Annotated in this window: 32 protein-coding genes; 26 read left to right on the top strand and 6 right to left on the bottom strand. The window is 41.0% G+C overall.

The annotated features are described in order from the left end of the window. Positions 1-3: 3 nt before the first annotated feature. From ACXACJ_RS16355 to ACXACJ_RS16345, 3 genes are all read right to left on the bottom strand, one after another. Positions 4-549, bottom strand: coding sequence for a hypothetical protein (locus ACXACJ_RS16355; protein WP_475135484.1), 546 nt, complete (start codon positions 547-549; stop codon positions 4-6). A gap of 61 nt (positions 550-610) precedes the next feature. Further along, positions 611-958: a hypothetical protein gene (locus ACXACJ_RS16350; RefSeq protein WP_475135483.1), complete on the bottom strand. Its 348-nt coding sequence runs from the start codon at positions 956-958 to the stop codon at positions 611-613. A 61-nt stretch (positions 959-1,019) separates the two neighbouring features. Beyond that, positions 1,020-1,436: an EthD family reductase gene (locus ACXACJ_RS16345; RefSeq protein ID WP_475135482.1), complete on the bottom strand. Its 417-nt coding sequence runs from the start codon at positions 1,434-1,436 to the stop codon at positions 1,020-1,022. Between the two features lie 134 nt (positions 1,437-1,570). Here ACXACJ_RS16345 and ACXACJ_RS16340 point away from each other — a divergent pair, with 134 nt between their 5' ends. Then, a complete protein-coding gene (locus ACXACJ_RS16340; RefSeq protein WP_475135481.1) occupies positions 1,571-2,440 on the top strand; it encodes a LysR family transcriptional regulator in 870 nt (289 codons plus the stop codon). A 9-nt stretch (positions 2,441-2,449) separates the two neighbouring features. On the opposite strand, the gene ACXACJ_RS16335 is transcribed toward ACXACJ_RS16340, so the two are convergent. Together ACXACJ_RS16335 and ACXACJ_RS16330 are read right to left on the bottom strand one after the other, a co-directional pair. Beyond that, complete coding sequence (locus tag ACXACJ_RS16335; protein WP_475135480.1) at positions 2,450-2,998, bottom strand: DNA-3-methyladenine glycosylase I; 549 nt, start codon at positions 2,996-2,998, stop codon at positions 2,450-2,452. A gap of 58 nt (positions 2,999-3,056) precedes the next feature. Continuing rightward, on the bottom strand, positions 3,057-3,425 hold the full coding sequence (locus ACXACJ_RS16330; protein WP_475135479.1) for a winged helix-turn-helix transcriptional regulator: 369 nt from the start codon (positions 3,423-3,425) through the stop codon (positions 3,057-3,059). Between the two features lie 128 nt (positions 3,426-3,553). On the opposite strand from ACXACJ_RS16330, the gene ACXACJ_RS16325 reads away from it, so the two are divergent. The 9 genes from ACXACJ_RS16325 (at position 3,554) to ACXACJ_RS16285 (ending at position 11,283) form a co-directional block, all read left to right on the top strand. Continuing rightward, complete coding sequence (locus ACXACJ_RS16325) at positions 3,554-4,345, top strand: SDR family oxidoreductase (protein ID WP_475135478.1); 792 nt, start codon at positions 3,554-3,556, stop codon at positions 4,343-4,345. A gap of 12 nt (positions 4,346-4,357) precedes the next feature. Next, positions 4,358-4,672 (top strand): nuclear transport factor 2 family protein, encoded by a 315-nt coding sequence (locus ACXACJ_RS16320; protein ID WP_475135477.1) that lies wholly within the window; start codon positions 4,358-4,360, stop codon positions 4,670-4,672. Positions 4,673-4,886: 214 nt separating this feature from the next. After that, positions 4,887-5,492 (top strand): nicotinamide riboside transporter PnuC, encoded by a 606-nt coding sequence (gene pnuC / locus ACXACJ_RS16315; protein WP_475135476.1) that lies wholly within the window; start codon positions 4,887-4,889, stop codon positions 5,490-5,492. Continuing rightward, on the top strand, positions 5,479-6,471 hold the full coding sequence (locus ACXACJ_RS16310) for an acyl-CoA dehydrogenase family protein (protein WP_475135475.1): 993 nt from the start codon (positions 5,479-5,481) through the stop codon (positions 6,469-6,471). The genes pnuC and ACXACJ_RS16310 overlap by 14 nt, the downstream gene beginning before the upstream one ends. Before the next feature lie 185 nt (positions 6,472-6,656). Next, positions 6,657-8,078, top strand: coding sequence for a S41 family peptidase (locus ACXACJ_RS16305; RefSeq protein ID WP_475135474.1), 1,422 nt, complete (start codon positions 6,657-6,659; stop codon positions 8,076-8,078). A gap of 102 nt (positions 8,079-8,180) precedes the next feature. Then, a complete protein-coding gene (locus ACXACJ_RS16300) occupies positions 8,181-8,936 on the top strand; it encodes a helix-turn-helix domain-containing protein (protein ID WP_475135473.1) in 756 nt (251 codons plus the stop codon). A gap of 31 nt (positions 8,937-8,967) precedes the next feature. Beyond that, positions 8,968-10,128, top strand: a complete 1,161-nt coding sequence (locus tag ACXACJ_RS16295; protein WP_475135472.1) for an FAD-dependent oxidoreductase — start codon at positions 8,968-8,970, stop codon at positions 10,126-10,128. Between the two features lie 89 nt (positions 10,129-10,217). Beyond that, entirely contained in the window at positions 10,218-10,631 is a 414-nt protein-coding gene (locus ACXACJ_RS16290) for a VOC family protein (RefSeq protein WP_475135471.1), read from the top strand. 85 nt (positions 10,632-10,716) lie between these two features. Beyond that, positions 10,717-11,283: a dihydrofolate reductase family protein gene (locus tag ACXACJ_RS16285; protein WP_475135470.1), complete on the top strand. Its 567-nt coding sequence runs from the start codon at positions 10,717-10,719 to the stop codon at positions 11,281-11,283. A gap of 5 nt (positions 11,284-11,288) precedes the next feature. On the opposite strand, the gene ACXACJ_RS16280 is transcribed toward ACXACJ_RS16285, so the two are convergent. Then, positions 11,289-11,651 carry a hypothetical protein gene (locus ACXACJ_RS16280; protein WP_475135469.1) on the bottom strand — a complete coding sequence of 121 codons (363 nt, stop codon included), beginning with the start codon at positions 11,649-11,651 and terminating at the stop codon, positions 11,289-11,291. A gap of 26 nt (positions 11,652-11,677) precedes the next feature. Here ACXACJ_RS16280 and ACXACJ_RS16275 point away from each other — a divergent pair, with 26 nt between their 5' ends. From ACXACJ_RS16275 to ACXACJ_RS16200, 16 genes are all read left to right on the top strand, one after another. Beyond that, a complete protein-coding gene (locus ACXACJ_RS16275; protein ID WP_475135468.1) occupies positions 11,678-12,055 on the top strand; it encodes a TerB family tellurite resistance protein in 378 nt (125 codons plus the stop codon). A 52-nt stretch (positions 12,056-12,107) separates the two neighbouring features. Then, positions 12,108-12,539, top strand: coding sequence for a DUF1801 domain-containing protein (locus ACXACJ_RS16270; protein WP_475135467.1), 432 nt, complete (start codon positions 12,108-12,110; stop codon positions 12,537-12,539). Between the two features lie 188 nt (positions 12,540-12,727). Further along, positions 12,728-13,321: a dihydrofolate reductase family protein gene (locus ACXACJ_RS16265; protein WP_475135466.1), complete on the top strand. Its 594-nt coding sequence runs from the start codon at positions 12,728-12,730 to the stop codon at positions 13,319-13,321. 104 nt (positions 13,322-13,425) lie between these two features. After that, entirely contained in the window at positions 13,426-13,788 is a 363-nt protein-coding gene (locus tag ACXACJ_RS16260; protein WP_475135465.1) for a VOC family protein, read from the top strand. A gap of 156 nt (positions 13,789-13,944) precedes the next feature. Continuing rightward, positions 13,945-14,526 (top strand): dihydrofolate reductase family protein, encoded by a 582-nt coding sequence (locus ACXACJ_RS16255; protein ID WP_475135464.1) that lies wholly within the window; start codon positions 13,945-13,947, stop codon positions 14,524-14,526. Positions 14,527-14,606: 80 nt separating this feature from the next. After that, complete coding sequence (locus ACXACJ_RS16250) at positions 14,607-15,548, top strand: aldo/keto reductase (protein ID WP_475135463.1); 942 nt, start codon at positions 14,607-14,609, stop codon at positions 15,546-15,548. 26 nt (positions 15,549-15,574) lie between these two features. After that, on the top strand, positions 15,575-16,267 hold the full coding sequence (locus ACXACJ_RS16245) for a carbohydrate-binding protein (RefSeq protein WP_475135462.1): 693 nt from the start codon (positions 15,575-15,577) through the stop codon (positions 16,265-16,267). An 88-nt stretch (positions 16,268-16,355) separates the two neighbouring features. Beyond that, positions 16,356-16,802, top strand: a complete 447-nt coding sequence (locus ACXACJ_RS16240) for a VOC family protein (protein ID WP_475135461.1) — start codon at positions 16,356-16,358, stop codon at positions 16,800-16,802. Positions 16,803-16,941: 139 nt separating this feature from the next. After that, positions 16,942-17,415, top strand: coding sequence for a VOC family protein (locus ACXACJ_RS16235; RefSeq protein ID WP_475135460.1), 474 nt, complete (start codon positions 16,942-16,944; stop codon positions 17,413-17,415). A gap of 17 nt (positions 17,416-17,432) precedes the next feature. Next, positions 17,433-17,879: a VOC family protein gene (locus ACXACJ_RS16230; protein ID WP_475135459.1), complete on the top strand. Its 447-nt coding sequence runs from the start codon at positions 17,433-17,435 to the stop codon at positions 17,877-17,879. 35 nt (positions 17,880-17,914) lie between these two features. Beyond that, entirely contained in the window at positions 17,915-18,817 is a 903-nt protein-coding gene (locus ACXACJ_RS16225; RefSeq protein ID WP_475135458.1) for a helix-turn-helix domain-containing protein, read from the top strand. 83 nt (positions 18,818-18,900) lie between these two features. Continuing rightward, positions 18,901-19,797 carry an oxidoreductase gene (locus ACXACJ_RS16220; RefSeq protein ID WP_475135457.1) on the top strand — a complete coding sequence of 299 codons (897 nt, stop codon included), beginning with the start codon at positions 18,901-18,903 and terminating at the stop codon, positions 19,795-19,797. A 96-nt stretch (positions 19,798-19,893) separates the two neighbouring features. After that, the gene (locus ACXACJ_RS16215; RefSeq protein ID WP_475135456.1) at positions 19,894-20,934 is read left to right on the top strand and encodes an NAD(P)-dependent alcohol dehydrogenase; all 1,041 of its coding nucleotides are present in this window, start codon (positions 19,894-19,896) and stop codon (positions 20,932-20,934) included. A 63-nt stretch (positions 20,935-20,997) separates the two neighbouring features. Next, on the top strand, positions 20,998-21,918 hold the full coding sequence (locus ACXACJ_RS16210) for a helix-turn-helix domain-containing protein (protein ID WP_475135455.1): 921 nt from the start codon (positions 20,998-21,000) through the stop codon (positions 21,916-21,918). A gap of 104 nt (positions 21,919-22,022) precedes the next feature. Beyond that, positions 22,023-22,847 (top strand): oxidoreductase, encoded by an 825-nt coding sequence (locus ACXACJ_RS16205; protein WP_475135454.1) that lies wholly within the window; start codon positions 22,023-22,025, stop codon positions 22,845-22,847. Between the two features lie 6 nt (positions 22,848-22,853). Then, on the top strand, positions 22,854-23,657 hold the full coding sequence (locus ACXACJ_RS16200) for a helix-turn-helix domain-containing protein (protein ID WP_475135453.1): 804 nt from the start codon (positions 22,854-22,856) through the stop codon (positions 23,655-23,657). Positions 23,658-23,745: the final 88 nt, after the last annotated feature.

The following is a 23,745-nucleotide window of genomic DNA, read 5'->3' as shown; positions in this document are numbered from 1 at the left end:
ATTTTAAATGTCTTTGAACTGTTTGTAAAGTTCAGCGTCTAAAAGTACTTCTTTCGATCGCTTAGAAAGTTCAGGGGTAAGTTCTTCTTTGATGTTTCCTTGTTCGTTAATCCATCGAATTAACTTGCCTGAATCGAAATAGAATCTGTTTTCTGTAACATTTCGGTCATTCTCATCAAATAATTCAGACCATTTCGGTTCATCAAAATCAGTTCGTTGTCGAAAGACAAACAGAAGCCCCGTTGAATCGAAGTAGTATTCACTTTTAAGATTTTGTCTATCTCCGTCAAAAAATACTTCAGCCTTCACTAATGCACTTCCTTTGTAATATCTCACAAGTTTTGCGGTGGCTATATTATGAATTTGGGTTGACTCATAAGAGTAGTTATTTGGGTTGATGTCTTTAAGGACATTAATGTCTGAAGATTCAACCTTCTGGTATTTCTCAATATTATTATTGATTTCCTGAAAACGTTGTTGAATATATACTATTCGGTCGGTTTGCAACAGAGAAAGCGTTGAGACCAAAAAAATCAAAATGGATTTCATGCTAATCTTTAAGCAATAAGGTTTGTCAGGATAGAAATTTCGGATTAATCAGTTTAAAAAACTACTCAAATAACTTTGGCTTACGAAGGTAGGCGGCAAACACCGTAGCAATTACAATCATAAGGGTTACTTCATAAGGTTTTCCTCTATACATGTGTACAAACACAATGAAAGTCATGTACAAAGCGAGTAGTGTAGCCCCAATCAACAGAGTTTTGTTATAGAGAAAAAGTGCAGAGGAAATCAGTAGAAAAATACCTGTGCCGATAAGTGCAGCACTATTGGCTACAATTTTTCCGGTTTGGTCCGAGTGAAGAATTTTATCCAGCGCGTTAGGAATAAAAAATAGCATGAGAACAACGGAAGGGAGCCATATTAAGAGTGGCTTTAATACTTTGTCAGTTTTCATATTTCAGAATTATATAGGATAAAAATAACTTAAAAAATATGACTCCCCTCTATTGGTAACCTTATTTAACAACTTCGCTGACCAAAATAACGGGTGTAATATTGGTGTAATTAGGGAAATCGGCTCTGATGGCTTCTCTGTTTGGTGTTATGGCAGCCTGATATTCGCTCAGGCTTTTTACATAAAAAATTCCGATTGCAGCATATGGTAATGGAGTGTTCGGAATCCCACTAGCGATGCCTTTTTCTATGGTGTATTTCACAAGGTTAGAACCTAATAATTTTGCCACCATTGGCATGTGTTTACTTTCATAATACTCCATATCGAAAGTCTTTCCTTCAGCAAATGGATACATAATGGATACTTTTATCAGCCCTTTTTCATCGGTTGGTTTAATGTCTTTGGACTGTTTTCCTTGTCCAAAGGAGGCAAAATAAAAGGCTAAAAATATGAACGAAAGAAGGATTTTAAATTTCATGGCTGGTTGTTTTTGATTGCTTTTTAGATGGTAAATCTTTGATTTTCAATGTTTACACTAAAGGTCATTACAAATTCTATATTTGCAAAACGCTATTTTTCGATCAAATCAATCGATAGAACCGATTTAGGAATATGGAATTAAGACAGCTTAAATATTTTTTGAAAGCGAAGGAACTGCTCAATTTTACTGAAGCCGCTAAGATTTTACATATCAGCCAGAGTACCCTGTCTCAGCAAATTAAGCAGCTTGAAAATGAACTGAATGTACCCTTGTTCAATCGCATTGGTAAGCGGATTATTCTGACAGAAGCAGGCGAAATGTTCAGTGAATATGCTTTGCAAAGCATAAATAAGGCAGATGAAGGCTTACTGTTGCTAAAGGATTTGAATAACCTTCATGCTGGTAAAATCACCATTGGTGTTATCTATTCCATGCGGATTATTTTTGCGAAAGCTTTGATCCAGTTCGCCAATCAGTATCCAAATATCAAAGTACAGGCGGTATTTGGTACTACCCGCGATTTGTTGGAGAAACTCAATACACATCATTTTGACTTTATACTGAATTTTCATGAGGGTACTCAAGAACCTCACTTGAAATACCAAACTCTTTTGAACTCAAATATGGTTCTGGTTGCAGCAAAAACTTCAGAGCTGGCAACCAAAACTAGTATATCGCTAAAAGAGGTTTCAGAGCTTCCCTTGGCACTTCCTTTTAGCGGCTACAGCACGATTCAGTTTTTCATTGATGCTTTTAACGAGAAGAAGCTGCAGCCCAATATTTGCATGGAAATCAACGACATTCCCACTTTGTTCGAAATCGTGAAAACGGGCCATTGGTACACCATTTTGAGTGATACCAGCGTAAACGATTCTAATGTTGTTGGCATTCCTATTGAAGGACAAAACATGAAGCGAAAAATCATGATCATTTCCCTCCAAGAAGCCTATGAAAAAAAGGCAGTGATAAAATTTTATGAGCTGTTAAAAGGAATGGTGTAAGGAAGCTATTTACACTTCCATCCACTTTGGTTTCGATTCCTCTACCTCTTTATAAACTGGGCAGCTTGGGTCATGCGCTCCAGACAAGTATCCCGTGCTCATTAGAAACTCATTCACAATTTCTCCACCCGTAAATTTAAAGTTCTTTTTGAAGAGCTTCATCCATTCCTGTAGCGTCAAGGGATGATGATGATCGAGCCAATTTTCAAACGAACCAAATTCCTTTTGAAGCTCTTGAATCTTCTGAGCGTTCACAATGGCAGCATTGACCTTTAGTCTGTTACGAATGATTTGTGGATCAGAGAGTAGTCGCTCACGATCGCTTTCTTGGTAAGCGGCCACTTTATCAATGTTGAAATTGTCGTAAGCCATGCGGAAACCTTCTTCTTTTTTCAGAATCGTTTCCCAGCTGAGTCCCGCCTGATTGATTTCCATAATTAACCTTCCAAAAAGCTCATTGTCGTCATGAATGGGGAAGCCATAGAAATGGTCGTGATACTTTTTGTGAAGAGCTTGACGAGGCTCAGGAATGTTAGGGATGGCTTTGCAGTATGACATGAAGGTTGGTTTTGTTGATTAAAGAAATGAGTTTACGGAGGTGAAGTAATAAGGATGCTTATGTTTCAGGATTTGCTATTCGTTTTAGAATCACTTTTCTCAGACGCTCTTCGTTTTGATCTCCCCATTCGCCTAGGGCAGTAATCAGCGGGATAAGTGTCTTCCCAAATTCAGTCAGTTGGTATTCCACTCTGGGAGGAACTTCCGCATAGATCGTTTTGGTGATCAATTCATGATCCATCAGTTCATTCAGCTGTACATTGAGCACACGTCTGGATGCGTCTGGGATTTGCCTTTGTATTTCGCTGGGCCGATGAAAGCCTTCATTGATGAACCAGAGAATACGGATTTTCCATTTGCCATACAGCACTTCTCCAATAAGGTCCAGTCCGCAGTTCAGGTTTAGAGGTATCTTTCGTTCGTACATGATACAAATTTAAGACTATGGTTTTCGGAGCGCAATATGGGACAAATTTATCCCTATGCCATTCGATTTACCGTACTTGATTATACTGCTTATACTCCCTCTTTTTGTACCGAACAAAACAAAGAAGAATGGAGCAGAATTTCGATTTTAATCAAGAACTAACGGGTAGGACAGTTTTAGTGACTGGTGGTACTAAAGGTCTCGGAAATGCCATTGCCAGGCGATTGGCTGCAGCTGGAGCTAAAGTAATTATTACCGCTAGAAACAGACCTGAAGATTTAGGAGGTTTTTACTTCATCCCAGCCGATATAAGCGAACCGAAAGATGTAGTGCATCTGGTAAGTGAAGTAGTGAAAAGTCATAGTTCCATAGATATTTTGGTGAATAATGTGGGTGGATCAGATACGCCAAGCGGTGGTTTTGAAGTGCTGACCAACGAGGATTGGGAGCGAACCATTCAGACAAACCTCTTGGCCCCAGTGCGCCTGGATAAGGGATTGTTGCCTTTGATGATTCAAAATGGGAAAGGAGTTATCATTCACATTGCTTCAGTGCAGGCACGTCAACCACTACATGATTCTTCACTTCCATATGCTGCTGCAAAGGCGGGATTGGTGAATTACAGTAAGGGATTATCAAAAGAAGTCTCATCCAAGGGAGTTCGTGTGGTGACGGTTTCTCCGGGATGGATGCTCACTGATGCGGCTACTAAATGGATTGACCTGATAGCCGAAACCTCGGGGATTACTCCTGAGCAAGCCAAGCAGAACGTAATGGATGAGCTTGGAGGTATTCCAATTGGCAGGCCAGCACAACCGGAAGAAGTAGCAGAATTGGTTGGTTTTCTGGTCTCAGACAGAGCTAGTTATATCACAGGTACCGAATATGTCATTGATGGTGGAGTAATTCCTACCATTTAAATAATAGTGATTATGATAGTTACAATAGAAAAATGGCTTGATGCATTGTCCAATGCAGACGATAAAGCTTATGTTGAATGTTTTGCAGAAAATGCGATTGTACACGATGAGGGTTCAACTTACCGCGGTCGAGCTGAAATTGAGCAATGGAAAGCAGCAACAACCCAAAAGTATCAACCTAAATACAAGTTAATTAACTACGAAGAAAGGGATGATATAATTCATGTCACGCTTGAAGTGTCGGGTACATTCCCAGGTAGTCCATTACCATTGGGATACCATTTTAGACTGAAAGATGGGCTGATTCAGGAGCTGAAGATTGGTTAAAAATCAAATATTTAATGCGAATGGCTTTTCAACCCAAAACCTGAACTTTACATTTGCAATCAAATGGGGTGCTTGCTGTGTTGGCAGGCTGAGATGATACCCAGGAGTACAGCTCCGCACCTGATCCAGATAATGCTGGCGTAGGGATTTTGAAGGCTTCTATTCTTCTATGGAAGTCTGGTTCATCTCCTCATTTCATTGAAAACTAAAAACAATGATCGAGGAATTCTTAACACAACTCACCTGGCTTCAAGGGCTGGGAACACTTTTCGGGATCGTTCAGGTGGTACTGGCCCGACAAAACAACATTCACAACTATCTTTTCGGAATTGTAGCCATCCTCACGAGTATGTGGGTGCTCTATCAAAGCGCATTGTATGCCGATATTCTGCTGCACTTGTATTATTTGGTTATGAGCATTTATGGCTGGTTTTACTGGAAATATGGCAAGCAGAAAGCCGAAGCTCCCATAACCAAATCGAGCGGAATTGAGCATTTGAAAGCCCTCGGAATCGTCTTGGGTTGCTTTGCATTGATGAGCTATTGGCTCAGTGCTCACACCGATTCGGATGTGCCTATTTGGGATGCTGTGGTGAGTGCCTTTGCGTGGGCAGGCATGTGGCTCATGGCCAAGCGCAAAATCGAAAACTGGGTTTATTTGAATATCAGCAATATTATTTCCATTCCACTGCTGGTTTACAAGGAACTCTATATTTATGCCGGAATGAGCGTTTTCTTGTTCATTATGGGCACTTCGGGTTACCTGAAATGGAGAAATATTATGAAAAGTGAGAAAGGAGGCGTTTATGCAACAGCTTAAAAATCAATTGAAAGATGCACCAGTTTTCAGTCAAGAAGTGCTTGATTGGATTGCAAAAGAAAACCTCTGGAATATTTGGGTGCCGAAGGCTTTTGGTGGTTTAGAAATGTCTTTTTCCGATGGCCTGAAACAACTTCAGTCGCTAGCACGAATGGATGGAAGCCTTGGTTGGACAGTGACTCTTTGCTCTGGTGCGAATTACTTTATTGGCAATCTGCAGCCGGAGATAGCTCAGGAAATCTTTGCCCAACCAGCCATCTTTGGAGGAAGCGGAGGTATGTTCGGTACTGCTACTAAAGAAGGAAATACTTATCAACTCAACGGAATATGGCGTTATGCCACAGGAGCTCCATACCTCACACATTTCACTATGAATGCCAAAATTGTGGAGGATGGAGAAGAACAGAAGAATGAAGATGGCACCCCGAAGTTTTTGTCTTTTGTAATTCCTGCGGATGAGGTGACTATTATCGAAGACTGGAATACCATGGGGCTGAAAGCTTCAGCCACGCATTCATTTGAAGTAAAGGATGTGGTAGTGGATGAACGATACAGCTTTGTTTACAATCGGTTCTATCAGCCTCAGTCCATTTTCAAAATTCACTTCTCAGTTTTTGCAGATCTAACCCTTTGGGTGAACTACCTGGGAATGGCGAAGCATTTTTTGAATGAAGCCGCTTTGATTGTTGAAGAATCATTTCTAGTTGAGTTAAAATCCGTTATCAATTCAGCGAATACTGCTATTGCAGACTTTGCATCGCAAATAGAAAAACTCACCGAAAGTGAAGGTGATATTACGGAAGATTTGATCAGACAAGTGCATCAATCAGCTTCTGAGTTGGTGAGGCAATTGACAGCTTCGATCATTGGACTTCATCCACACTTGGGCGTGAAAGCCGCTCGAGAAGATCATGTGCTCAATCAGATTTTCAGGGACTATTTTACAGGCACGCAGCATCATATTTTTACAAGAAAATAGCTGTGGTTTGACCTGGTTTAAAATGTATATATGGTTGTGGTTTAGCGCTGGAAAGTTCTTCTTGATTGAGCCATAAAATGCTTGTGATTTTTTGAATTTTCCGCGTATTTCTTTCAACTAAACTAGAACTTTCCAACTGGTCTTTTGAGTTACACCATTGGCCTCAAATCAAACCTAAATAACCGATGAGAATTTCTTTATTGCTGCTTTTTTTACTTTTTCTATCCTTCGCAAATGCACAAAATAAAATAAGTCCCAAAAAATTGAATGAAGATTACGACTATCTGATTTCAGAGTTGAAATCTCAGCACCAAGGTCTTTATGAATACTTAAGCGAGGAGCAAACGGACGCAAAAATCGATAGTGTAAGAAATACCTTAAATAAGTCTCAAACCAAGCTGGAATTCTATGAGAAATTAAGATATCTCATCGGGTTAACCAATGAAGGGCACACTTCCATTGAGCTTCCGAAATGGACCATGATAAAGCTTGGGCTTTCTAAGTCCTTTTTACCGCTGACAATTAAACTCTGTGGAGAAGACATGATTGTTACTCAGAACTATGGAAAGCAGATTGAAGGGCTTGAAAAGGGCGCCAAAATCATTGCTGTAAATGAAGAAAAGATCGAAAGCATACTTGAAAAGCTATATCCGCTGATCCCTACGGATGGTTTTAATGAAACTTCTCGGCATGAATGGATCGGTGGGCTGAACTTCTCATTACTGTACCGACTGGTGTATGGCAAAGAGAAAAGGATAAAACTTCAGGTGCAAAACTTTGAGGATAGCGACCTCAAAACCCTCAATGTAAAGGCGGTTCGGTTTACCAAATTCAAAGGGAAGAATGCCAAAATGAAGTCTATTGATTTTGATTTCAGCGAATTTACATTTGAGCAGATCAATGATTCGATTGCTTATTTGAGTGTTCCAAGCTTTGGTGATGACGATCTCGATTATGAAAAATTCTACCAATCCAGCTTTAAGAAGATCGATTCGCTTCATATTCAACATTTGATTATCGATGTTCAAGCGAACGGTGGTGGTTCTGAAGGAAATGAAAACCTGCTTTTCAGTTACCTTTCAAATGATGTGGTGAAAAAGTACAAGCGTGTCACCATGCTGCCCAAACCTTATCAAAAAAACAAGCATAAACAGGGCTATATAGAAGATAAATGGTCATTCCACGATGGCATTGCCACACGCGGAGATTTTACCCTATACAGCGATTACTATTCAGATTTGGGCTATAAGAAACCTCAGAAGGAGCTGGTTTATAGTGGGGAAGTATATGTTTTAACCAGCGGAAAAACATTTTCTGGGGGAGCCGAATTTTCCAGCTTGGTAAAAATGACGAATAGAGGAATGTTTGTTGGAGAAGAAACTGGCGGAACTTACGAAGGCAACGTAAGCGGATATTCGGAATATGTTGAGTTGCCCAACTCAAAAATAGAAGTGAAAATCCCAACAGTACATTTCCAGATCGATGTTGCTCCCGAAATCAAAGGCCGAGGTGTTATTCCTGATTATCATGTTCCCCAAACTTGGGAAGATTACCTAAGAGGCGTGAATACCAAAAAGCAATTCGCAATTAAAATGATAATGCAGTAGATTGTCTTTAACAATGTGGAAAGAATGGCTAATGTTAAAATGGGTCAGGAATATCTTGATTAGGCCTTTGGTCAGTTTAGCTTTAGGCCATAAATACCCGAAATGGATAACGACTTTCAATATAAACTGATCAAGCCTGATAAATCGATTGACGGTTTTGTAGAGAGTTTTTGGCTGTTAAAAAATGACACAGACGATGACAAGGAGGTAGTCATTTTACCAGATGGGCGAATCGATTTATTCTTTTCGATCTCAGCAAAGGAGTCTTTTCATGTTACACTTTCTGGGCTCGAAACGCATCCCGATAAGGCCATATTAGCCGCTAAAACGGTGATGTTTGTGGTAAGTTTCAAATTGCTGGCTGCTGAATATATTCTTCAAAATACAGTTTCCGATGTTTTGGATTTCGCTAAGCATTTACCCATTGACTTTTGGGGATTTAACGAAAGCGACTTAGAAGATTTCGATCTTTTTTGCGAGAAGGCCACTCAAAAAATTCAATCACTTTTGCCAAGCGAAGTTGATTCCAGAAAACAGAACTTGTTCGATTTAGTTTATGCATCAAATGGAGCTTTAACAGTAAAGGAACTTTCAGAAAAAGTATTTTGGAGCAGCCGTCAAATCAACCGCTATTTCAACCAACAGTTCGGCATTTCACTCAAGGCTTATTGTAGCATTCTTCGTTTTCGGGCTTCTTTCAATCATATTAAAGAAGGTAAATTATTTCCTCAACAGAACTTTGCCGATCAGTCGCATTTTATTAAAGAAGTGAAGAAACTTGCTGGAGTTTCGCCAAAAGAATTGAAGCAAAATCAAGACGACCGATTTATACAATTTTCCACCTTGCCCCCTAAATAATTTTGTGCTGTAACATAGAATGATGTTCAGCATGAAATTACAAAACAAAAAAATCGCCATTGTAGGTGGTGGCCCAGGTGGACTTACTTTGGCCAGACTTTTACAGCTTAACGGGGCAGAAGTGAAAGTATATGAGCGCGATGTAAATAAGAATGCCAGAGTGCAAGGTTCACCGCTTGATTTGCACGATGACTCGGGTTTGGCCGCCATAATTAAGGCCGATTTACTCGATGAATTCAAAAATAATTTTCTTCCCAAAGCTGATAGAAAGAAAATTATGAATGAAAACGCTGAAGTTTTTTTCAGCGACCATGACACCAAAGTGGAAGAGAATTTTGGGAATCCACATTTCCGTCCTGAAATAGATAGAGGAGCATTAAGGAAGATTTTGTTGGAGTCTTTGGAGCCTGAAACGGTGGTTTGGGACAGTCATTTTCTGACCATGGAAAAGCAGAATCAGGGATGGATTTTGTACTTCAAAAATGGAGTTTCTGTTGAAGCAGACCTTGTAATTGCGGCCGATGGTGCCAATTCAAAAATCCGTCCATACATCACCGATATCAAACCTTTTTATTCGGGTATTACGATGCTCGAAGGCAACATTTATGATGCTAAAAATACGGCTCCTAATGTGGCAACTTTGTTGAACGGAGGCAAAATCATGGCTTTCGGGAATAAAAAGGATTTGCTTATGGGGCAAAAAGGAAATGGAGAAATTGGCTTTTATGCCAGTTTCAAAACCGAAGAGAATTGGGCGAAAACAAGCGGATTGGATTTCAACAATAGAGAACAACTGCTCGATTGGTTCAAAACTGCCTATGCTGAATGGAGCTCTGTTTGGCATGAACTGTTTGAGCACACTGCTACACCGTTTATTCCGCGGCCGATTTACTGCATGCCTTTGGATCAAACTTGGGAAGCTTTGCCAAACCTTACCATGTTGGGCGATGCTGCTCACGTAATGCCTCCTTTTGCTGGTGAGGGCGTGAACATGGCCATGCGCGATGCTTTGGAACTGAGCGACTGTCTTACTTCCGATACATACGATTCGTTGCACAGTGCCATCGCGGCTTATGAGCAGAACATGCGAGAGCGTGCATCAGCAGCGGCCAAAGAATCGCTTGATAATGGTGAAATAATGCACAGCAAAAATGCCCTTTCAACAATGTTAGAGTTTTTCAGTCAGCATTAAAACAACCGTCTCTGTTTTGGTAAGCCATGGGTAATCTTTATCTATGGCTTTTTTGTATTATGCCCGCTCATTGTGAAAAGAAGCTCTAAATGAAACAACGAATAGCCCATATTGCCTTGGTGGTTAGAGATTATGACGAAGCCATCGACTTTTACACCAACAAACTCGATTTTACTCTGCTTGAAGATACTCAACTTGATGAGCACAAAAGATGGGTGGTTGTGTCGCCTCCCGGAGCAACGGAATGTAGTCTATTGCTTGCCAAAGCATCGGACGAAGAGCAAGCTAAAAGCATTGGAAATCAGTCGGGTGGCAGGGTGTTTCTCTTCTTGTTTACGGACGATTTCAATAGAGATTATAATAAAATGATATCGAAGGGAGTGAATTTTGTGAGGCCTCCCGCTCAATATGATTACGGGCAAGTAGCCGTTTTTGAAGACCTGTATGGCAACTTATGGGATTTGCTAGAACCAAGCTCAAGTAATAAAGGCTTGGCTGGATAAAGCACTGTTTTTGGATATTACTTTTGCTTCAATTTTTTTGAATATATTGAACGAGTTAGAGATCAAAATCTCCTTCTGAAACCATATGAGAAAAGTAATTGCGGCACTTAATATGACCCTGGATGGTGTTTGCGACCATACCGTTGGGCTACCCGATGAAGAAATTCACTGGCATTACGCAACGCTTATCAATAATTCTGACTTTCTCCTGTATGGAAGAATTACCTTCGAACTGATGAAGTACTGGCAACCTTTGGTGGAAAAACCTTCTGGTGAAAAGTCTATGGATGATTTCGCGCTTTCTATCGACAAGGTTCCGAAAATCGTCTTTTCTAATACGATGAAAGATACAGGTTGGGAAAGTGCTAAGGTTTCGGATCGAAGTATTAAGGAAATGGTTCTGACTCTCAAGCAATCGGGTGATGCGAATAGCAAAGATATTCTAGTGGGAAGCAGAAGCATTATCATTCAACTTTTAAAGATGAATTTGGTAGATGAACTTCAGCTTTGTGTTTATCCAATGGTAGCTGGCGGAGGCTTACCTTTTTTTGAAGATTTAAACGAAAGAATAATTTTTCAACTTAATAAAACCAAGACCTTGAGTGGCGGAGCAATAACGCTTTATTACAAACCAATCAGTAAAGGAGAGTAAGTGTTTTAGAATGTTTGTGGAGCCGAGTTACGGCTTAAGTTATGATTCTTTCCCTGAGTATGCGAAGGGTCTAAAACGTTGTTGTGGATAGTTCCTTCGCTGGGCTCAGGATAAGAAGGTAGAAGTGTTTTCTTTATGGTTTTTCTGAAAACCAATTTGTAAAGGAGAGTAAGTGTTTTAGAATGTTTGTGAAGCGTGTTATGGCTTAAGTTATGATTCTTTCCCTGAGTATGCGAAGGGTCTAAAACGTTGTTGTGGATAGTTCCTTCGCTGGGCTCAGGATAAGAAGGCAGAAGTGTCTTCTTTATGATTTTTCTGAAAACCAATTTGTAAAGGAGAGTAAGTGTTTTAGAATGTTTGTGAAGCACATTATGACTTGATTAAAACTAAAAAAATGACTGATAAAGAAAAACTGTACGAGACGTTAGGAGAGCTTCTGTTTGTTGTAGCAAAAGCGGATGGAGTGATTCAAGCTGAAGAAAGAGATTCACTGAATGATCTATTGAAAAACCATTCTTGGGCTTCAGAAGTCAAATGGTCGTTTAACTATGAGGAGTCCAAAGAATCTTCATTAGAAGAGACATATAATAAAGTGATCAATTTTTGTCATGCGTATGGCCCTGCACCTGAATATGCTGAGTTTATCGATGCTATGAAAATTATTGCCAATGCTTCCGATGGAATTGATAAAAAGGAATCTAGAATTATTGATTCGTTTTCTAAAGATCTAATAGAAAGGTTTCAGCGCGATTTGGATAAATCAAATGGGTGACTTTTGAATCGTTTTACTCTATGAATATGCGACTTCACTATTGAAAAATTTCATGTCAAAAGAAGAGCAAATCACCGAATATATTGCCAGTCAGCCACAGCAAAAACGTAACGACCTACAAACGTTGCACAATCTGGTTTTGGGCATCAAACCAGATTGTGAATTGTGGTTTCTGGATGGAAGAAATAGCGAAAATAAAGTAGTATCCAACCCGAGTATTGGTTACGGAAACTACACCATTCAATATGCAGATGGCAAAACCAAAGCGTTTTACCAAATAGGCTTAAGCGCCAATTCAACGGGAATTTCAGTCTATATTATGGGCCTTGATGACAAAACCTACTTGGCCGAAACTTATGGCAAAACCTTGGGTAGGGCAAAAGTAACAGGCTATTGCATCAAGTTTAAAACATTAGCGGATATCCATACTGATATACTAGCATCAGCCATTGGATATGGCTTCAATGCGCAGGAGCAGAAATAGCTTTTTGTTTGTCTTCTACTAAACAATCTGCATCTACCTTACGAAATCTCAGTTGGCAGTTCCGGCAACCTTGTTTGTCGGATTTGCACCTCACTAATGCCATTTTTACTTTCGAGATTGCTTTCAGTTAAATCAGTCTAAAACCTGCTTTCCTTCGAAATAAGAGGTAAGGCACAAAGTATTGGCAAATGAGAAAAATCACAGTGTTATCGATGATAAGCTTGGACGGGGTAATGCAAGCCCCAGGAGGGCCAGAAGAAGATACTTCGGGTGGTTTCCAATTTGGCGGTTGGACAGCACCTTTTGGCGATGAAGTTTATAACAAAGCTGTTCAGTCTGAATTACGGCCCTCCGAATATCTGTTAGGGCGAAAAACTTTCGAAATATGGGAGGAATACTGGCCACACCACAATGATTTTTGGCCCGGAATTAACGAAGGTACCAAATATGTACTTTCCACAACCCGAACCGAAACCCATTGGCAAAACACAGCTTTTCTCAAAAGTTTGGCCGATATCAAAAAGCTGAAGGAGTTGGATGGTTCCGACCTTCAAGTTTGGGGAAGTAGCGAGCTGATTCATCTGCTATTACAAAATGATCTTGTGGACGAACTTCGGCTGAAAATTCACCCGGTCATTTTAGGCGGAGGCAAAAAACTGTTCGAAGATGGAATTTTACCCGCTGCATTCAAACTCATAGAAAGCACGATCACATCAACAGGAGTAATCATTGTGCGCTACAAAAGAGATGGCGAAGTAATAACTGGCCAAGCTGGAGAGTGATTTTAAGGGTTATTTAGCCGTGGATTTTCATTCGGAACAATACGTTTTTAAAAGTAAGCGAACTGTTGTTTCTTGGTTTTTTACACTTAAAAGCATTCTAAAAAATGATTTTCGAAAAATTAGTACCCAATATTTTCTACCTCGATATAAATGAGGGTTTAAGAATGTTTGTTGATTGTTTAGGCTTTACCATTGGCCATGATGAGCGCAATTCCCATCAGCCGTTTTGTGTTTTGGAGAAAAATGGTTTGCGAATCAATCTATTTGAAAATGAGGCTTTGGCAAAAGAACACAGTCCAGAATTTCGCCTTGTAACTCAAAATATAGATGAGGTTTTCGAGCATGTCTCGAGCAATTTCCCTGAATTCTTACATCCTAATTTGAAAGAGGTTACTCTTCGGCCTTGGGGCGCCAAGGAGTTCGCTATGAAGGACAATCAATTGGGAATAGTTATTCAGCAGTGGTAACTGACTTGAATCATTGATACTTCTATGAAATGGAGGTTAGGTTCTTCTTTTACCGTAAAAGTAAAATCTCTTCCCTTCGTTGGGAGATGTCACTTTAGCAGTAAATTTTTTAAATATATTGAAAGGGAAAGTGGTGTTTAAACTCAAATTAGCGCAATGAAAAAGATCATATCATTTATGCATATGTCGCTTGACGGTTTTGTAGCAGGCCCGAAAGGAGAGATGAACTGGATTAAAGTTGATCAAGAAATTTTCGACCATGTGGGCCAGCGAATAAGTAAAGGGGATACTGCAATGTATGGTCGAACTACTTACGAAATGATGGAGAGTTATTGGCCAACAGCAGGTGATAAGCCCGGTGCATCGAAACATGATATTGAACATTCAGAATGGTATAAAAATGTTCACAAAGTTGTGCTATCCAAAACCATGAAAGGCTCGGATTTACCGAATACTACCATCATTAGCGACAATCTTTCAGATAGTATAAAGGAAGTTAAATCCCGCGAAGGTGATAGTGAGGAAATCTTGCTTTTTGGTAGCCCTACAGCCACTCACGCTCTTATGGAACAAGGGCTGATTGATGGTTATTGGTTGTTTGTGAACCCCATCGTGCTTGGTGAAGGCATTTCGCTATTTGCGGATGTTAAGGACAAAATAAAACTGGAGCTAGTGCCTATTACCTGGCAATTTGCTTCTGGTGTAACGGAACTGAATTATATAGTCAAAAGAGACTAATAACGCCTTTCAAGGCTTTATTTCTACTAGCCAAATCATGAATTTCAACTTAAAAAAATAAAGGATTTCAGAATTAAATCATGAGAGATCAAAATGATGCATTAAAACGCAGAGCATTTTTGAAAGGAACAGTAAAGGCAAGCGCTGCCATGTTCTTTTTAGGCGCTGGCGGATCGAAATTATGGGCAGCTATGGACGGTTCCGCTGCGGAGGTTGCTATTCCAACAGTGACATTAAACAATGGTGTTCAAATGCCGAGATTGGGCTTTGGCACACTCACTTTGGATGGTGACTTGGGTGTTAGATCTGTTTCAGATGCCATTTCTGTGGGCTATCGTCTTATCGATACAGCCACCATTTATGGCAATGAAGAAGCGGTTGGTAAGGGTATCAAAAAGAGCGGTATCGATCGAAAAAAGCTCTTCGTTACCTCCAAGCTGTGGGTTGATGATTCTGGGTATGAGCAGACGAAAAAAGCATTTCAAACTACACTCGATAAGTTAGGCACCGACTATCTGGATTTGTACTTAATCCACCGCCCAAGAGGAGATGTGAAAGGTTCTTGGAAGGCCATGGAAGAACTTTACAAAGCTGGTAAAATCAAGGCAATCGGGGTGAGTAACTTTCTGCCAGAACAGCTAAAGGAATTGAAAAGTTATGCCAAAGTAGAGCCTGTTATTAATCAGGTTGAAACACACGTTTTCTTCCAAGAAAAAGAGCTTTATCCTTATTTAAAAGGCAGCAAAACACAGATCGAAGCGTGGTCTCCTTTTGCTGGTGGCAGAAATAACATTTTCACCAATGATACTTTGGTCGAAATAGGAAAGAGATATAAGAAAAGTGCTGCTCAGGTTGCTTTAAGATGGCATTTTCAACGAGGTGTTGTAGCCATTCCAAGGTCTTCGCAAAAAGCTCATATGGTTGAAAATCTGAATATTTTCGATTTTGAATTGAGTGAAGCAGATATGAACAAAATTGCTTCTTTGGACTTAGATAGAACTCAATTTCCTGAATGGGGATAAGTATGAAATCTCAGAATCATCATTCAATGAACAGACTTTTTCACCCTTTAGCATTCATGGCTATTCTTGGGTTTTTAGTGGCTTGTGATCAAAAGAAACCTTTGTCGGATTATCAAGGAACTGTTTTTCAAGATGAAATCTATAAAGGAGGAGCACAGAAAATTCCGGGAAGGCTGCAATGCGAATACTACGATTTTGGAGGTGAGGGTGTTGCCTATCATGATAGTGATGCCGTTAATTCGGGAAGTGGAGGATTGAATCCTGCGGACGGCTCTTACTTGCATGAATTTAGAAAAAGCGAATCAGTGGATATTTCCTATACCAAATTTCTCGATCCGCCTGTAGATAACAGTCCTTATAATCTTGTCGATCCTGAAAAGGAGGATTTGTATGTAGGTTGGACGGAGCCTGGTGAATGGATAAAATACACAATCGATGTTCAACAAAGTGGAGAATATGCTTTGGGCTTTATGTACACTGCAAACCAAAATGGTAAGATCGCGCTCGCTGTAAACGATCAAATTGTTGCGGATTCTATTTTAATTCCTTCCACTTATGTTGAAGCAGATACGGTGGATTGGCGTCAATGGCATCATTGGAATTACCTCGAAAATATGGCTACGGTAACCTTGGAAAAAGGACTTCAAACTTTCACGATTCATACAGTGGAAATTGGTAACATGAATTATAATTACATTGATTTTCAATTGATTAAATAATGAGTTAAGGGCTGGCTAACTATTTCAGCATAGATAACCAGCCCTTTCGATTAACTGAATGTATTGAGAAACTAACTGAGAAATTGCTATGGAGAAGAGTCAATTATTACGAATGGACAATGTTGGTATCGTTGTTGAATCTCTTGACGATGCTATCGACTTTTTCTCCGAAATCGGACTGGAGCTTCAAGGCCGCGGACTGATTGAAGGAGAATGGTCTGGCCGGGTCACAGGATTGCAGTCACAGCAAGTCGAAATCGCGATGATGGCGACTCCCGATGGTCATAACCGAATCGAACTTTCTAGATTTTTGACACCAACTCCAGTCGCTGATCATAGAACTGCGCCTGTGAATTCACTCGGCTATTTGCGTGTAATGTTCGCGGTGAGCAACATTGATGAACTGGTAGCAAGGTTGACTGAAAAGGGAGCTGAGTTGGTTGGAGAGATTGTTAACTACGAAAATACTTATCGCCTTTGCTACATCCGCGGAGTTGAAGGGCTTTTGATTGGTTTGGCAGAAGAAATTGGCTAAGTCCAGTTATTTCTTCTTAATGGTAAAGAGTTGTAATCGATTTTAAATCAGTGAGTTATTTTGATTTTTCCGTTTAAGAATGACTTTTCTTTTGACGGATTAAAAGAGAAAATGAATAAAAAAATAAAAGGAACATAAGATGAACAATCAAAAAATCACTCCCTGCCTTTGGGTTGAAAAGGATGCCAAGGCTGTTGCCGAATATTATCTGTCCATTTTTAAAGATGGAAAACTTAAAGATTACAGAAGGTATGAAAACCCGCCAAATGAATATACCGATGATCCTGGTAGCTTTGACACTGCCGTTATGGAGCTTGCAGGTGTAGAGTTTTCCATTCTTGCTGCGGGTCCAATGTTCAAGTTCAACGAAGCCATTTCGCTTGTTATCAACTGTAAAGATCAGGTCGAAGTTGACTATTATTGGGAAGCACTCACTTCAAACGGAGGAGCAGAAGGAGTTTGTGGTTGGTGTAAAGACAAGTATGGTTTATCGTGGCAAGTGGTGCCTGTCGAATACTTTGAGCTTATCAAAAGTACAGATCCTGTGGTAAGGGAAAAGGCACTTAAGAATACTTTTACCCAAAAGAAACTCATTTTGTCAGAGCTCAAATAAATTGTCAATTGTAGAAAATGAACAAGAGTCAATTACTCAGAATGGACAATGTGGGTATCGTAGTGGAGTCGCTTGATGATGCCATCTCATTTTTCTCCGAGATAGGATTGGAGTTGCAAGGGCGGGCCGTGATCGAAGGTGATTGGTCTGGAAGGGTTACAGGTGTGGATTCGCAGGAAGTAGAAATAGCCATGATGGCAACTCCAGATGGTCATAGCCGCATTGAGCTCTCTAGATTTATAAAGCCAGCACCAGTTGCTGATCATCGAGCAGCTCCCGTCAATTCATATGGCTACTTGCGGGTAATGTTCACCGTCAGCAACATAGATGAATTGGTTTCCAGGTTAACCAGTAAAGGAGCGGAGTTAGTAGGTGAGATTGTCAATTACGAAAATGTATATCGTCTCTGCTACATACGTGGAGTAGAGGGATTATTGGTCGGCTTGGCTGAGGAAATAGGTTGACTACAGGTGTCACTTGATTTTTGTAGTTTTGTGACATGACCAAGTTTGTAGAAGTAAAGCAATTTTACCGTACGCTCAATCAAGCACTGGAGCAGGATATTAGTGAGTTTGGTCATTTCAATATTTTCAAAGTTGAAGACCTGACACTCCCTTCGAGTAACGAACCTACTTATAGCAGACGCAATTTCTATAAGGTAAGTCTGGTACTTGGTAAGAGCATTATCCACTATGCGGATCAGAGTGTAGCGGTGGATGAAGGCGTTCTGGTTTTTACCAATCCCATGATTCCCTACCTCTGGGAGCGACTCAGTGAGCAGCACGCTGGTTATGTCTGCATCTTCACTGAGGACTTCTTTAGCCGCTTCGGAAATATCAAAGAATATCCCATTTTTCAGTCTACAGACAAAGCCATTATTCCTTTGGATGCTGAGGGTTTTAAAGCTCAGAAAGCCATTTTTGATCGGATGAGTGAAGAGTTGAAAGGCGATTACACCTTTAAATATGACTTGTTGCGAACATTATTAATGGAGGTGATTCACAGCGCTCAGAAGATGCAGCCTACTACAGCGGTTTACACTGGATCTTCTGCAAGCGAGAAGATTGCAGCTCTATTTATGGAGCTTTTGGAGCGTCAGTTTCCGATCGAATTAGATGCGCAATCCATTCAGCTCGGCACACCTGCGGCTTTTGCAGATCAGCTCAATGTTCATGTCAATCACCTCAACAAAGCGCTTAAGGAAATTACCGGAAAGACCACTTCTCAACTCATCAAAGAGCGACTGATCGAAGAAGCGAAGATTCTACTCAAGGCTACCGACTGGCCAATCAATCGGATCGGGTGGAGTTTGGGCTTTGAGGAGTTGCACCACTTTACGGCTTACTTCAAGAAATCCGTAGGCAACACTCCAAAGGAATATCGTCAGGTTTCGATTGATTGAATTTTGTAGTTTATTCTCAAGATCTTGTATGCACTAGCTGCCGTTCGCATTTCAATTTTGTAACCACAAAAAACAAAAGAGATATGTGGACAAAAGATGAAATCAAAGATCAATCAGGAAAGGTGTTTTTGGTGACTGGAGCCAACACGGGAATCGGTTACGAAACAGCACTGGCCTTGTATGAAAAAGGTGCTCAAGTCGTGATGGCTTGCCGCAATCTAGGGAAGGGGGAAGAAGCCACAGCGCGCATCAAAGCGAATGGAGGACATGGCTCATTGGATGTGATGTTGCTTGATCTGGAGAACTTAGATTCGGTAAGATCATTCGCGAAAGCTTTTCTAGAGAAATACACTCAGTTGGACGTTCTGATCAATAATGCCGGTGTGATGATGCCTCCAGCATCTAAGGATGCTAATGGATATGAATTGCAGTTTGGCGTGAACTATCTGGGACATTTCGCTTTGACTGGTTTGCTTTATCCTTTATTGAATGAGACGAAGAATTCACGAATCGTTACCTTGAGTAGCATGGCTTATCTGCGTGGTAGTATCGATTTTGATAATCTGAAAACAGAGAAAGACTATGAGCCTATGCGTGAATATGCGCAGAGTAAACTGGCTGATATGTTTCTGGCCTTGGAGCTACAACGAAGGATTGAAGAGAAAGGTGATCTGGTAATTTCCATAGCCGCTCAGCCAGGAGCCAATAAGACTGAGCTTGCTCGCCATATGGATCAGAAGGAGTACAATGCGGCTGTTGAGCGTATCGGGGTGATGATGGATTCCTGGCAGGGTGCTTTGCCTTCTCTTTATGCCGCGACTGAAGCAGGTGTAAAGGGAGGCGATTTCTATGGCCCGCATGATCGTGGATATTCTGGTTATCCTATCAAAGCGGAGATTGCAGCACATGCATTGGATGAGGCTGTCTCTAAGAAGCTTTGGGAACTGGGAGCGGAGGTAACGGGAGTGAAGTTTCCCTGATCTGTTCCTCCTGTAAAATGGATACTACTTTCAGAGATTCGAATACTTTTTTGAGCAGTTGTCCAGTGAGCTTTGTATCATCAAAAGAATTGAGAAATGATACAAACAAAGGCATATGCTGCGCAGAGCGCAAGCGAGGCGCTAGCTCCATGGACGTTAGAACGTAGAACACTGGGGCCTCAGGATATTCATATCAAAATCATGTATTGTGGTGTGTGTCACACAGACATCCACCTAACAAGGGATGAGTGGTATCCGGGTATTTTCCCCATGGTTCCCGGTCATGAGATCGTGGGAGTGGTAGAAGCCATAGGCAGTGAAGTCACAAATTTTAAAGTAGGAGAGCGCACGGGTGTAGGCGTGATGGTGGACTCCTGTAAGGAATGCGATGAATGTAAAAACCATCAGGAACAGTTTTGCAGGGTTAGCCCTGTGGTGACTTACAACAACCTTGACAAGGAGGGTAATCCAGTTTATGGTGGCTACTCAGGAGAAATTGTGGTAGATCAGCATTTCGTTTACCACGTAAGTGATCAACTAGATTTGGCAGCTGTAGCACCTCTTTTGTGTGCTGGGATTACCACGTATTCTCCGTTGCGCAGATGGGGAGTTGGTCAGGGACATAAACTGGCCGTTGTAGGTCTGGGTGGACTAGGTCATATGGCCGTTAAGTTTGGACTAGCTTTTGGTGCCGAAGTTACGGTGTTGAGTACTTCTCCTCATAAAGAAGAAGCTGCCAAAGCTTTGGGCGCTCACCACTTTGTAGTTTCAAAAGATGAGGAACAAATGAAGGCAATGGCTCACAAGTTCGACTTTATACTAGATGCTGTAGCTCAGGATCACGATGTGAACCCATACCTCGATACTTTGCGAACCAATGGGATTTACATCAATGTGGGAATGCCGGCTAAACCCTGGGAAATTCCATCATTTTCCCTTGCTGTGGGTAATAAGGTAGTCGCAGGTTCTGGCGCTGGTGGTGTTTTGGAAACTCAGGAAATGCTTGATTTTTGTGCTGAGCACAACATTGTTGCGGATATTGAGCTCATCGATATCAAAGATATAAACAATGCGTATGAGCGAATGGAACGCGGAGATGTGAAATATCGGTTTGTCATAGATATGTCTACTTTATAGATATGAAGTGCTCCTGATCTGGTTTACAAATCAGGTCAGGAGTACGTTTAAAGCAATTACAAAATGAATAGTGTGAAAAAGGGACCGCATATCATCAAGTCGATTTCTGAACTTCATCAGGTTCTCAGGCTTCCTAAGCCCAAGCACCCGATGATTAGTGTGTTTGAATTTGAAGAAATCTGCAATGACGAATTGATGGATCTTCAGCATTTCTTTCTTGATTTCTATTGTGTCAGCATCAAGAAAAACTTCAAAGGGAAGCTGCAGTATGGTCAGCAATATTATGACTATGATGAAGGGGTGATGTCTTTCGTTTCTCCGCGGCAGCTTCTTGCACATATACAGGCTGATGATTCCCCGACACAGGGGATCAGTTTACTTTTCCATTCAGACTTTTTGAAGGGGCATCCATTGTCCCAACGCTTGCATGAGTATGGCTTCTTTTCCTATGAACTCAATGAAGCCCTACATTTATCTGAGGAAGAAGAATTGGTGATGCAAGGTGTTCTGAGAAACATCGAACGAGAATATCAATCGGGTATTGATCAGTTTAGTCAGAACGTGATGATCTCATTGCTGGAAGTTCTGCTTCAGTATAGTAATCGCTTTTATAATCGGCAGTTTCTTACCAGAAAGCCGGCAAATGATGATCTGCTTATGCGTCTGGAGCGAGTGCTCACCTCGTATTACAATAGCAATGATGTATTGGAAAAGGGCATTCCTACGGTGCAGCATGTATCGAAGGAGTTAGGCGTTTCTGCCAATTACCTAAGTGATATGCTCCGAAGCACTACCGGACAAACCACGCTGCAGCATATTCAGAATGCCGTGATGGAAAAAGCAAAAGTATTGCTAACCACAACCAATATGTCAGTTGGAGAAATAGCCTACAGCCTGGGGTTCGAATACCCACAATCTTTCAATAAGCTATTTAAGAAAAAGGTGAATGCTACGCCATTAGCTTTTAGAAAGTCCTTTCAATAAGTATCCAACGAATGACCCTCTGGCCAAAGTAAGTTGAGCTTGTGGCCAAAATAAAAGCCTGATCCTCAAAATAGCTTTGCATCATTAATTAACACGGTTAAAAAATGAACAAGAAAGTTATTTTGATCACAGGTGCATCTTCCGGTATTGGTCGGGAGACGGCTATTTTTCTCGCAAAACATGGCTACAAGGTTTACGGAGTGGCCAGGCGAATTGAGAAGCTCAACGAACTTCATCAATACGGAGTGGCTACTTTGCCCATGGACGTTACGGATGAGTATTCTGTGGAGCATGCCATCAGCGAGATCATCAATAAGGAAGGGCGTATAGACGTATTGTTAAACAATGCGGGCTATGGCGAATATGGTGCTTTGGAAGATGTGTCGCTTGAAAAAGCACAATATCAAATGGATGTGAATGTGTTTGGAGTGGTGCGTGTGACCCAAAAGGTTTTACCGTACATGCGAAAGCAAAAGAGTGGACATATCATCAACGTGTCCTCTGTTGGAGGTAAAATTGCTAATCCGCTAGGAGGATGGTATCACGCCAGTAAGTTTGCCCTGGAGGCGCTGAGTGATAGTTTGCGGCTGGAGGTGAAGCAGTTTGGCATCAAGGTAGTTGTGATAGAGCCGGGTGGCGTAGAGAGCGAATGGGGTGCTATTGCTTTTGGTAAAATGCTGGAAGCTTCCGCCAATTCTCCCTATGAACCTTACGCTCAAAAGATGTTTAATTTTATCAAGGGAATGGAGGAGAACAACAAAGCTCCGGGTCCGATTGTGATTGCCAGGCTGGTGAAGCAGGCCATCGAAACCAATAAACCTAAAGCGAGATATGTGAAAGGGGCGATGGCCAAGCCGATGTTGTTTATGAAACGCTACCTTAGTGATTCCTTATTCGATTGGGTTATTTTGAGAACATTCTTTAAGTAAATCAACATGATTGCAGCGCATTTATCCGTAGACAACATCCTCTTTAGTTGCGATACCAAAAAGAAGTTTTCTGACGAGCAGGTAGTAAGGGATCACGCTTTAGGACTGATTGTTTCCGGAAGTCTTGAGATGACTTTTGCCAATCATCATGTGGAGGCAAAGGCAGGAAGTATTGCTTTGATTCGGAGAAATGAATTGGTGAAAACCTTGAAAATCCCTGATGAGAATGGATTGCCTTTCAAAGCCATCAATATTTTCCTTACGCAGGATATTTTACGAGAATACGCGCTCCAAAATCAGGTTTCACAGCAGCAGAAGTATGTTGGCCCTCCGGTTATTGACCTGAGTAAAAATCGTTTCATCAAAACCTATTGGGATTCTCTGGCTCCATACTTTGATGAGCCGGAGAAGTTCACTTCCAAAATGGCCCAACTCAAAACGCTTGAGGCTCTGGAGCTGCTGTTATCAAGTAATCAGGGTTTCGAAAAAGTGCTTTTTGACCTCAGCGAGCCGCACAAAATAGACCTGGAGAAGTTCATGCAAACTAACTATTCCTTCAATATTCCTATTTCAGAATTTGCGAGACTGTCGGGGAGGAGCTTGTCTACGTTCAAGCGCGATTTCAAAAAGGTATTTGCAGACACTCCGGAAAGGTGGCTGCTCAACAAGCGTCTGGAAGAAGCCAATTATTTGATCAAGGAAAAGCATCAAAAACCAGTGGACGTCTATTACTCCGTGGGCTTTGTCAACTTCTCTCATTTCTCCGATTCCTTCAAAAAGCGATACGGCATCAATGCCTCGGCTATTTAGCGTTTTGACAATTTGGATACAACCAAACTCAATCTGGAAACAGCATTGAGGTGTGTTAGTCAGAGCTTTGTGATGAATTAAAAAACGT

The sequence above is a fragment of the Roseivirga sp. AWQ4_251 genome (assembly GCF_056158225.1).
The sequence above is the reverse complement of the archived record's forward strand: the minus strand, read 5'-3'. Positions and strand labels throughout refer to the sequence as shown.

Excerpts from the sequence above, each read along its gene's own strand:
- ACXACJ_RS16350 (WP_475135483.1), bottom strand. The coding sequence starts at position 958 with ATGAAAACTGACAAAGTATTAAAGCCACTCTTAATATGGCTCCCTTCC.
- ACXACJ_RS16270 (WP_475135467.1), top strand. The coding sequence starts at position 12,108 with ATGTCAAAAGAAGAGCAAATCACCGAATATATTGCCAGTCAGCCACAG.
- ACXACJ_RS16210 (WP_475135455.1), top strand. The coding sequence starts at position 20,998 with ATGAATAGTGTGAAAAAGGGACCGCATATCATCAAGTCGATTTCTGAA.
- ACXACJ_RS16200 (WP_475135453.1), top strand. The coding sequence starts at position 22,854 with ATGATTGCAGCGCATTTATCCGTAGACAACATCCTCTTTAGTTGCGAT.
- ACXACJ_RS16340 (WP_475135481.1), top strand. The coding sequence starts at position 1,571 with ATGGAATTAAGACAGCTTAAATATTTTTTGAAAGCGAAGGAACTGCTC.
- ACXACJ_RS16235 (WP_475135460.1), top strand. The coding sequence starts at position 16,942 with ATGAACAATCAAAAAATCACTCCCTGCCTTTGGGTTGAAAAGGATGCC.
- ACXACJ_RS16295 (WP_475135472.1), top strand. The coding sequence starts at position 8,968 with ATGAAATTACAAAACAAAAAAATCGCCATTGTAGGTGGTGGCCCAGGT.
- ACXACJ_RS16215 (WP_475135456.1), top strand. The coding sequence starts at position 19,894 with ATGATACAAACAAAGGCATATGCTGCGCAGAGCGCAAGCGAGGCGCTA.
- ACXACJ_RS16265 (WP_475135466.1), top strand. The coding sequence starts at position 12,728 with ATGAGAAAAATCACAGTGTTATCGATGATAAGCTTGGACGGGGTAATG.
- ACXACJ_RS16250 (WP_475135463.1), top strand. The coding sequence starts at position 14,607 with ATGAGAGATCAAAATGATGCATTAAAACGCAGAGCATTTTTGAAAGGA.
- ACXACJ_RS16345 (WP_475135482.1), bottom strand. The coding sequence starts at position 1,436 with ATGAAATTTAAAATCCTTCTTTCGTTCATATTTTTAGCCTTTTATTTT.
- ACXACJ_RS16325 (WP_475135478.1), top strand. The coding sequence starts at position 3,554 with ATGGAGCAGAATTTCGATTTTAATCAAGAACTAACGGGTAGGACAGTT.
- ACXACJ_RS16230 (WP_475135459.1), top strand. The coding sequence starts at position 17,433 with ATGAACAAGAGTCAATTACTCAGAATGGACAATGTGGGTATCGTAGTG.
- pnuC (WP_475135476.1), top strand. The coding sequence starts at position 4,887 with ATGATCGAGGAATTCTTAACACAACTCACCTGGCTTCAAGGGCTGGGA.
- ACXACJ_RS16220 (WP_475135457.1), top strand. The coding sequence starts at position 18,901 with ATGTGGACAAAAGATGAAATCAAAGATCAATCAGGAAAGGTGTTTTTG.
- ACXACJ_RS16335 (WP_475135480.1), bottom strand. The coding sequence starts at position 2,998 with ATGTCATACTGCAAAGCCATCCCTAACATTCCTGAGCCTCGTCAAGCT.
- ACXACJ_RS16285 (WP_475135470.1), top strand. The coding sequence starts at position 10,717 with ATGAGAAAAGTAATTGCGGCACTTAATATGACCCTGGATGGTGTTTGC.
- ACXACJ_RS16320 (WP_475135477.1), top strand. The coding sequence starts at position 4,358 with ATGATAGTTACAATAGAAAAATGGCTTGATGCATTGTCCAATGCAGAC.
- ACXACJ_RS16260 (WP_475135465.1), top strand. The coding sequence starts at position 13,426 with ATGATTTTCGAAAAATTAGTACCCAATATTTTCTACCTCGATATAAAT.
- ACXACJ_RS16300 (WP_475135473.1), top strand. The coding sequence starts at position 8,181 with ATGGATAACGACTTTCAATATAAACTGATCAAGCCTGATAAATCGATT.
- ACXACJ_RS16255 (WP_475135464.1), top strand. The coding sequence starts at position 13,945 with ATGAAAAAGATCATATCATTTATGCATATGTCGCTTGACGGTTTTGTA.
- ACXACJ_RS16330 (WP_475135479.1), bottom strand. The coding sequence starts at position 3,425 with ATGTACGAACGAAAGATACCTCTAAACCTGAACTGCGGACTGGACCTT.
- ACXACJ_RS16305 (WP_475135474.1), top strand. The coding sequence starts at position 6,657 with ATGAGAATTTCTTTATTGCTGCTTTTTTTACTTTTTCTATCCTTCGCA.
- ACXACJ_RS16225 (WP_475135458.1), top strand. The coding sequence starts at position 17,915 with ATGACCAAGTTTGTAGAAGTAAAGCAATTTTACCGTACGCTCAATCAA.
- ACXACJ_RS16205 (WP_475135454.1), top strand. The coding sequence starts at position 22,023 with ATGAACAAGAAAGTTATTTTGATCACAGGTGCATCTTCCGGTATTGGT.
- ACXACJ_RS16290 (WP_475135471.1), top strand. The coding sequence starts at position 10,218 with ATGAAACAACGAATAGCCCATATTGCCTTGGTGGTTAGAGATTATGAC.
- ACXACJ_RS16275 (WP_475135468.1), top strand. The coding sequence starts at position 11,678 with ATGACTGATAAAGAAAAACTGTACGAGACGTTAGGAGAGCTTCTGTTT.
- ACXACJ_RS16240 (WP_475135461.1), top strand. The coding sequence starts at position 16,356 with ATGGAGAAGAGTCAATTATTACGAATGGACAATGTTGGTATCGTTGTT.
- ACXACJ_RS16245 (WP_475135462.1), top strand. The coding sequence starts at position 15,575 with ATGAACAGACTTTTTCACCCTTTAGCATTCATGGCTATTCTTGGGTTT.
- ACXACJ_RS16355 (WP_475135484.1), bottom strand. The coding sequence starts at position 549 with ATGAAATCCATTTTGATTTTTTTGGTCTCAACGCTTTCTCTGTTGCAA.
- ACXACJ_RS16310 (WP_475135475.1), top strand. The coding sequence starts at position 5,479 with ATGCAACAGCTTAAAAATCAATTGAAAGATGCACCAGTTTTCAGTCAA.